This window comes from Terrimonas alba, from assembly GCF_042434975.1.
In the GTDB taxonomy this organism is placed as follows: domain Bacteria; phylum Bacteroidota; class Bacteroidia; order Chitinophagales; family Chitinophagaceae; genus Terrimonas_B; species Terrimonas_B alba.
This window is the reverse complement of the sequence record NZ_JBHMQM010000031.1, coordinates 1-1555: the sequence shown is the minus strand read 5'-3', so window position 1 is coordinate 1555 and position 1555 is coordinate 1. Positions and strand designations below refer to the sequence as shown.

Genomic DNA, 1555 nt, shown 5'->3' with positions numbered 1-1555 from the left:
ACATCAGGAAAAGATGCCGTCTGAACAAAATCGTTAACACCATCGGTCAGTGCAGCACAGGCAGCAGCTCCCGCTGCACTAAATGCAGGATCACATTTTTGAGTAAACAGGTTTTGCAGTTCATTGACAGTGCCATTGCCGATATCTTCAGCGGTTTTAAAAGCCTGTTCCCAGGAGATGGGAAAATCATAAGCATGCTTTTTATCTTTTTCGGCCAAAACCCGGAATCTTAAAGAGTGCTTATTGACATTAGAGTTGGCATTATTAGGCAGTATACCGGTAAATACAATTCTTTGCGGCACCCCGATGCCTTCGAAATAATCGGTATGCGTAGCGTTCAAAATACCATTGACCCAGTCAATGACATAGCTTCCTGCCCCGCCCCTGTCATTTTGGGCCTGGTGAAAATCAACTGTAGTATATCCCTGGGAAAAAGTTTGTAAGGAAAAAATTAAAAATGGTATCAACAAAAGTGCTGAGACACGTTTAATAAAACCCGGAAAACCGGACTTCGATTTCCCCGGAATGATACTGCAATTTTCTGGTTGCTTGTGGGTGAAAATAGATCTCATATTTTATTGTTTTAAAAAGTACAAGTAGTTAATACAGTTCCTGTCGATTGGATTCTGGAATAGAATCAAAGGATATTTAGTCTATCTAAAGGGGTGTTGAAAAATTCGAAAGGGTGAGAACAGGTTCTTGTGGAAAAATGATAATAGGTACTACCGATAGCACCTATTATCATTTTATTTTTTTGAAATGTGAGTGCTCCTGCATTTCAAAAAGGGATCATGCTTTCAACGCTATTTTATTCCGATCAATCTTCCGGTCACTTTTTGATCACCTACTTTGAAAACATAAATCATCGTACTGCTACTTCCTTTTGAAACAGAGTATTCACGGTAAAGTGGTCTGCCTGCCTGGATATAGCCCTGGTAAACAACGCCTATCTTTTGGCCCAATACATTGTACAATTCAAGCGAACCATAACCGGATACTCCTGATACAAGATCAAATCTTATCTTATCCGTATAAGGATTGGGGACTGCGTTCACTTTTGTTGGTGATTCAAGAACGATCTTATGAGTTTTCAGCGTTTTCGTTGATGGATTGATTACAGTTTTTTCTGTAATGCCGGCCACATTGGTACTATTGGTAGGCGTTCTGGTAAGTGTTTCATTAGCTGTACAACTATTGGTGTTGGTGCTGCCTTCGCATTCTGAAGTAGCAGTGCAACCTGCCTGGTCAGTAGTTACAGTGACAATAAAACCATCACCAGCGATAAGTCCTGTAAAATGAACATCAGGATTTTGTGCAGTTGGTGTTTGATCTTGGGAAGAAAAATCTTCATCATTACCTGGCTGATCGATGCTGTAAGTATATCCAAGCGTTGGAGAAGTTACATCAACCGTAAAGGTTTTGTCATTACAGCCCGGAGGATTATAAACTGTCGCAATGGTTGGAATGTCAATCACATCTACCGGGTAATGGCAATTGGCGAAGTCATAGACGGTACCGTTTGCTGCTCTTATTTTTAGAATGACTGTAAAGTCTC

2 protein-coding genes are annotated in these 1555 nt (G+C 40.5%); both read right to left on the bottom strand.

The annotated features are described in order from the left end of the window. A partial coding sequence (locus ACFEL9_RS26045; RefSeq protein WP_385896319.1) for a hypothetical protein occupies positions 1 to 572 on the bottom strand: 572 nt, incomplete at its 3' end. Between the two features lie 231 nt (positions 573 to 803). Next, on the bottom strand, positions 804 to 1555 hold a 752-nt coding region (locus ACFEL9_RS26040; RefSeq protein ID WP_385896317.1), incomplete at its 5' end, for a hypothetical protein.